The 6639-nt window shown below is 65.9% G+C and carries 7 protein-coding genes; 5 read left to right on the plus strand and 2 right to left on the minus strand.

Annotated elements, in window-relative coordinates:
* Positions 1-163 precede the first annotated feature (163 nt).
* Entirely contained in the window at positions 164-937 is a 774-nt protein-coding gene (locus PCJ49_RS20485; RefSeq protein WP_269912564.1) for an alpha/beta hydrolase, read from the minus strand.
* Positions 938-949: 12 nt separating this feature from the next.
* Here PCJ49_RS20485 and PCJ49_RS20490 point away from each other — a divergent pair, with 12 nt between their 5' ends.
* The 5 genes from PCJ49_RS20490 to PCJ49_RS20510 all read left to right on the plus strand — a co-directional run bounded on the left by PCJ49_RS20490 (position 950) and on the right by PCJ49_RS20510 (position 6161).
* Positions 950-2167, plus strand: coding sequence for a glycosyltransferase family 4 protein (locus PCJ49_RS20490; RefSeq protein ID WP_269912565.1), 1218 nt, complete (start codon positions 950-952; stop codon positions 2165-2167).
* Positions 2168-2261: 94 nt separating this feature from the next.
* Positions 2262-3074 carry a hypothetical protein gene (locus PCJ49_RS20495; RefSeq protein ID WP_269912566.1) on the plus strand — a complete coding sequence of 271 codons (813 nt, stop codon included), beginning with the start codon at positions 2262-2264 and terminating at the stop codon, positions 3072-3074.
* Positions 3075-3168: 94 nt separating this feature from the next.
* Positions 3169-3387: an addiction module protein gene (locus PCJ49_RS20500; RefSeq protein ID WP_269912576.1), complete on the plus strand. Its 219-nt coding sequence runs from the start codon at positions 3169-3171 to the stop codon at positions 3385-3387.
* Entirely contained in the window at positions 3377-3667 is a 291-nt protein-coding gene (locus PCJ49_RS20505; protein ID WP_269912567.1) for a type II toxin-antitoxin system RelE/ParE family toxin, read from the plus strand. Before PCJ49_RS20500 ends, PCJ49_RS20505 begins: the two co-directional genes overlap by 11 nt.
* Before the next feature lie 115 nt (positions 3668-3782).
* Positions 3783-6161, plus strand: coding sequence for a patatin-like protein (locus tag PCJ49_RS20510; protein WP_269912568.1), 2379 nt, complete (start codon positions 3783-3785; stop codon positions 6159-6161).
* Between the two features lie 9 nt (positions 6162-6170).
* Here the strand turns inward: PCJ49_RS20510 and PCJ49_RS20515 are convergent.
* A partial coding sequence (locus PCJ49_RS20515) for a cupin domain-containing protein (RefSeq protein ID WP_269912569.1) occupies positions 6171-6639 on the minus strand: 469 nt, incomplete at its 5' end.

Here is a 6639-nt window from a genome sequence, read left to right on the forward strand (position 1 = left end):
GCTCTACGAACTGGACCCCGGCCTTCGCCGGGGTGACGGGATTAAAACATTAACATGTTGAGAAAGAAGGAAAACTTTTCAGACGGACTCTCAAGCGTCGGGCGCTGCCTCCGGCAGCTTGGGCTTACGCGGGTACGGGCCAGCGGTCGCTGGCCTCCAAGGGTCATGTTCCATGACCCTTGGTCTTCTCCGCCAGCTCCCCCGCCAGCCGCAGCATCAAGGCGATATCCGCGTCGCGGGACAGGCGGTGGTCGCCATCCTTCACCAGCACCACCCGCACATCCTCGCCCGCCAGCGCGTCGGCCAGTTCCAGGCTGGTTTGCCAGGGAATATCCGGGTCGCGCTGGCCATGCAGCAGTCGCACCGGACAGGTGATGGGGATCGGCCCCGGCAGCAGCAGATGGGCCCTTGCCTCTTCCAGCAGGTGGCGGGTGATGGGATATCCGGCGGGATCATAGGCCGATGGCGCGATGAAGCGTCCGTCGTGTTCCAGGGCCACCAACTGGTCCGGCCCCAGCCGGGAACGGATCATCCGTTCCGTGAAATCCGGGGCGGGGGCAATGCCCAGCAGGCCCGCCACCCGGTGCGGCCGTGCCAGTGCCACCAGCAGGGCGATCCAGCCGCCCATGCTGGACCCGACCAGGATCTGCGGCCCCTCTGTCAGCCGGTCCAGCACGGCCAGCGCATCATCGCACCATTGGCCGATGCTGCCCTGTTCCCATTCCCCGCCGCTGGCCCCATGGCCCTGATAATCGAATCGGACAAAGGCACGGCCCGTTTCCTTGGCCCAGGCTTCCAGCGCGGTTGCCTTGATGCCCGTCATGTCCGATCGGAAACCGCCCAGGAAGACCAGCCCCGGATTCCGCCCTGCCGTGCGCCGATAGGCTATGGTGGTATCGGCCGTTTCCAGGCTATGTATCGGCCCTTCGTCACCCATCAGTCGCATCCCATGTCGATTTCCGATAGCGCCGGTACCCTAGCCAGCGATGATGTTGCGGTAAACCCGCCCGTGGACCCGTACCCGCTGTTCGGCAACGGGCGGCCCACCATCCTGCAGGTGATCCCCACCCTGGTGACCGGCGGGGCAGAGCGGGGGTGCATCGATATTGCCGCCGCCGTGCAGCGGGCCGGCGGCACAGCCATTGTCGTCTCGGCTGGCGGGCCGATGTCGCGGGAACTGGAACGCTATGGCGCCCGGCACATCACCCTGCCGGTGCAATCCAAGAACCCCTTCACCATGCGGCGCAATGCCGCCAGGCTGGCGGCGATCATCCGCGAATATCGGGTGGACCTGATCCATGCCCGCTCCCGCGCCCCGGCCTGGAGTGCAATGTGGGCGGCGCGGCGCACCGGCATTCCCTTCGTTACCACCTTCCACGCGCCCTATAATTTCAAGTCACGGCTGAAGCGCTGGTACAATTCGGTGATGGCGCAGGGCGATCGCATCATCGCCGTTTCCGGCTTTGTCTATGATCATGTGGCGCAGAATTACGGCGTGGGGCCGGACCGGCTGCGGTTGATCCATCGCGGCGTCGATGTGGATATCATGTCGCCGGAAAAGGTGACGCAGGCCCGCATGGCGCAGTTGATCCAGCAATGGCGCCTGCCGGAAGATCAGCGCATCGTGCTGCTGCCCGGCCGGCTGACCCGCTGGAAGGGCCAGACCCTGCTGATCGATGCCATCGCCCGTCTGGGCCGGTCGGATGTGCGCGCCGTGCTGGTGGGGGATGATCAGGGCCGCACCGAATACCGGCAGGAGTTGGAGGAACAGATCCGCCGGCTGAACCTGGGTGGCCATGTCACCATCGCCGGCCACTGCAACGACATGGCGGCGGCCTATATGCTGTCCGACGTGGTGGTGAGCGCCTCGACCGAGCCTGAAGCGTTTGGCCGCATCATCGCCGAGGCGCAGGCCATGGGCCGCCCGGTGATCGTCACCAATCTGGGGGCGGTGAAGGAAACCGTGATCGATGGCACCACCGGGCTGGTGGTGCCGCCCAACGATCCGGAGGCCATGGCCAAGGCCATCCGCGCCGCCCTGGACCTGGACCCGCTGCAGCGTCAGGCCGTGGGCATGGACGGGATGCGCCATGTGCGGGAAAACTTCACCAAGGCTGGCATGTGCCACGCCACCCTGTCTGTCTATGCAGAGTTGCTGGGGAAATAAGCGAATTGCCCGCATTCCGCGTATTTTTGGTTGAGTTGCCGAATTAAAGGTCGATAATCCCATCCCGCGTCATCGTTCAGCGGGGGGATGTTCCATGCGCGGGTCTTTTATTGTCGCTTTTCTGGCGGTGCTGCTGGCCGGTTGTGCCGGGCAACCGGCAACGGGTGTGAAGGCATCGGCCACGGCGGCCACCGCTGTTTCGCCGGCCGATCTCTATACGGCGTCGCTGCAGGCTGTGGCGGTGACGGGGCCGGGGGTGATCGGGCCGGGCTTGCTGCGCATCGCGGCGGATAATCCCGATCTGGTGTGGCGCGAGGGGGCGGCGGGGCGGCAGGTGCTGGTTGCCTCCACCATGTCCACCAGTTCCTATCAGAAATATTACGAGGGCAAGCCCACCGGTGGCCCCAGCGGCTGGGGCCAGATCTGGGTGACGGCGGTGCCGCAACTGCGCGGCTTCTGTCAGGCGGCGGCGGGCGACGCGGCGGCCAAGACCCAGCGGGTGGTGCAATGGCTGGGCCTGAACCCGGCGGTGCCCTATGCCCAGGTGGTGGAAATGTGGATCGACCCGGCGCAACTGGCCCGGCCCTGCCCGCTGACCGATGTGACCGCCAGCACCTGCACCCTGGATGATGCCAGCACGGTGACCCGCCCCACCTGTACGGCGGGGGATACGGCCTGCGGGGAGCGCCAATCCTATTGGGACTGGTTTTCCGGCAATATGCGCCAGAACCTGAAGGAAGGCGGCGCCCCCTGGACCCGGCTTGGCTACACCTTCGACTGGAAGCCCAAACAGGGCGGCGGGTTTGAACGCTATGGCGCCAGCGAATTCATCCTGAAGCCGGGGGCGAAATACGAGGTGAAGGCGGCCTATACGCTGGCGGATTATTGCGCCACGCCGGGGGCGTGATAGCTTGAAACGGCTTGTTCGGCGCACCATAAGCTGATCCATGAGAAGCGGACCGCGCTGACCCCGCAGCGCGATGAGAGCAGGAGTGGCACCGATGCCAACATTTGACTTCAGCCACATGACAGCGGCTGAAAAAATCGCTTTGGCTGACGAACTTCTGGCCAGCATTGATCCGGAGGATATTCCCCTGACCGAAGCGCAGGCCGCCGAGATCGACCGCCGCCTTGCAACGCTGGATCAGGATATCAAACAGGGTCAGGACGCTTTCGCGGTTTATGAAGAATTGACGGCCCGCTATCGCAATGCGGGTTGAGCTGACGCCCGCTGCCAAAGCCGAGCTTGCCGAGGCCCTCGACTGGTACGACGATCAGCAACCGGATTTGGGCAAACGGTTTATGGGGGAGTTTCGCGCCCTTGCCCTGCGCCTGTCGGAGCACCCTCGCCTTTTCCCGACCGTGCGCGGCGCAGTCCGCCGGGCGGGGTTTCATCGCTTTCCCTATGGCCTCTTCTTCCGCATCCAAGGTGATGTCGTGGAGGTGTTTGCCTGCTTCCATGCCCGCCGCCATCCACGCTGGTGGCAACGCCGCGTGTGAGCGCCTGCAAATAATCGCCGAATGCACGACCTCGTCCCCCTGTGACGGCGCGCGTTGACCCCGCCCCCTTGCCGGCCCCACACTGGCGGCAATAAACCGCCGGGAGGGTAAGCCGTTGAAGGAGAAGGAGCTGCGCATCGCGCTCGTCTGCTATGGCGGGGTCAGTCTGGCCGTTTACATGCATGGCGTGACCAAGGAGCTGTGGAAGCTGGTGCGCGCCAGCCATGGGCTGCACGCCCCGCCCCATGGCCCCGTGCAGGCGCCGCAGGATACAGAGGTGGTGTATCGCGGCCTGCTGGCCGATCTGCTGCCGGACCTTTCCTTGCGGGTGCTGGTGGATGTGGCCGCGGGGGCCAGTGCGGGGGGCATCAATGCCGTGCTGCTGGCCCGCGCCATCGCCCATGATCTGGACCTGGAACCGTTGACCCGGCTGTGGCTGGAAAATGCCGATGTCACCGCCTTGCTGACGCCCGACCACAAGGCCGGGCGCTGGAGCAAATGGTTCATGCGGCCCTTGCTCTGGCTCTGGTTCCGCCGTTTCACCAACATGGCCCCGGACGAGGAAACGCGGGACAAGCTGTCCTTCTTCGTGCGCTCGCGCTGGTTCTCCCCGCCGTTCGACGGCAAGCGGCTGATGGAATTCCTGCTGGATGCTGCCCGCGCCATGGGCAAGAGCGGGGCCAGGCCCGATGCCAGCCTGATGCCGCGCGGCCTGCCGCTTTCGCTTTATATCACCGCCACCGATTTCCACGGCTATACCACCCGCATCCCCGCCCATGACCCGCCGGAAATTGCCGAGCGGGAGCATCGCCATCGGTTCAGCTTCCGTTACCGGCGCGGCGGGGCTGGCGATGTCGAAAGCGACTTCACCGATGGCGATGTGCCGGGGCTGGTGTTTGCCGCCCGCGCGTCCGCCAGCTATCCCGGCGCCTTCCCCCCGGCGCAGATCCGCCAGATGGATCATCTGCTGCATGAAAGGGCGGAGACCTGGGACGGCCGCGCCCGGTTTTTTGAGCGGAATTTCGCCGAGTATCGCCGCCATGGCGCTGACCCGGAACAGGCGAGTTTCATCGACGGGTCGGTGCTGAACAACAAGCCCTTCGCCGCCGCCCTGGCGGCCATTGCCGGCCGCCCGGCCTATCGGGAGGTTGACCGGCGCATGGTCTATATCGACCCCAAGCCGGCGGTTCCCAATGGCGCGGCCAAGCCGGAACCGCCGGGATTCTTCCGCACCATCCGGGGGGCCTTGTCGGATATTCCCCGCAATGAACCGGTGCGGGATGAGTTGCTGGCCATTGCCGGGCGCAATGCGCGGGTGGAACGGCTGCGCGGCCTGCTGGATGCCGCCCGCCCGCGCGTGACGGAACAGGTGGCCCGCGTGGTGGGCGGCCCGTTGCCCGATGCGCCCAGCATCGAACAGGTGCGGCATTGGCGCGATGCAGCCAGCCGCGCCGCCGCATCGCAGGCCGGTTTTGCCTATGAAGCCTATCTGCGGCTGAAGATCGAAGGGGCGCTGGAAGGGCTGGCGCGGGTGCTGGCCCCCTGTCTGGGCCGGGGCGATGCGGTGGGCCGGGCCACCATGCAGGCGGCCCTGCATGAATGGGCCAAGGCGCGCGGCGTGCTGCCCGACCGGATCGACACCCCGCCGGAGGTGGAAACCGGCCCGGCCGACAGCGCCCCACCCTGGGTGCGCTTCCTGCGCGATTTCGATGTCGCCTTCCGCGACCGCCGCCTGCGCTTCCTGATCCGGGAACTGAACGGCCTCTATGCCGTGGTGGGGGAGGGGGAGTTCACCGATACCCGTCACAGTGATCTGGATGAGATGAAGGCCGGGCTCTACAGCGCCCTGGAACGCCTACCCCATGCCATTGGTCTGGACATGCTGAATGCCGGGGAACGGTCGGCGCTGAACCACCTGCTGCGCGGCGATGGCAATCGCCCGCCGGGGCCGGCAGCGCTGGATCAGGCGCTGGAACGGCTGGCCGCCGTCTGGAACCTGGAGGCCCAGTCAGTGGAGGTGGATGAGATTTTCGCCCTGATGGGGCTGAATTATCTGGGGCCCAGTGCCCGCGCGCGGGTGTTTGAGGCCTATCTGGGCTTCGCCTTCTGGGATGTGCTGACCTTTTCCACCAGCGGCTGGGTGGAGCTGGATGAATTCCACGCCATCAAGGTGGACCGGATCGGCCCGCCCGATGCCCGGCTGCTGCGCCGGGGCGGGGCACCGGTGGAACTGCGCAGCGCCCGGATGAATGCCTTTGGCGGTTTTTTCAGCCGGCAGGACCGGGCGCTGGATTATGTGCTGGGCCGGCTGCACGCCGCGGAACGCTGCATCGACCTGCTGGTGGATGCCGGCGGGCTGAGCCTGACGGAAGCCCGCATCAACGCCCATAAACTGCGCGCCTTCCACGCCATCCTGCAGGCGGAGGAGGCGCGATTCGGCTGTGGGCATCCGGCGATGGAGCAAATCCGGAAATGGGTGGAGGCGTGTGGGTAGGGCACCGCCCTATTCCGGGTCCACCAGCAGAAACGCCCCGCTTCCCCCCGGCTCTATCGCATGGGGCACACCGGCCGGGATCAGTTGGAAATCACCGGCCCGAAGCGGCAGCACCTGTTCACCCAGGCGCAGCCGGATGGCGCCCGCCAGCATCAACAGTGCCTCGGGATAGGTTGGGTGCACCTCTTCCGCCAGTCCCGCCGGATCAACCTGAAACAGCTTGATCCGGGCTGCCGGCATATCGGCCAATATTCTGGATGCCCAACCCGGCCCCAATCCGGCTGCCGCGTCCAGCATATTGACAGGACTTGTTCCCATCCGCGTTCCCATGAAAAAGGCCGGGGTTGCCCCCGGCCTCAGACTGCTGACAAACCCCGTCGAAATTCGGCGGGGTTTTGTTTTTGGTGATTTCAGGCGGCGATTGGTGTTTTGGGTGAGCCGATGAGGATGGCGGCGCGAATGAGGCGGCAGATTGCGC

Source organism: Niveispirillum sp. BGYR6, assembly GCF_027568365.1.
Classification (GTDB): Bacteria; Pseudomonadota; Alphaproteobacteria; order Azospirillales; family Azospirillaceae; genus Niveispirillum.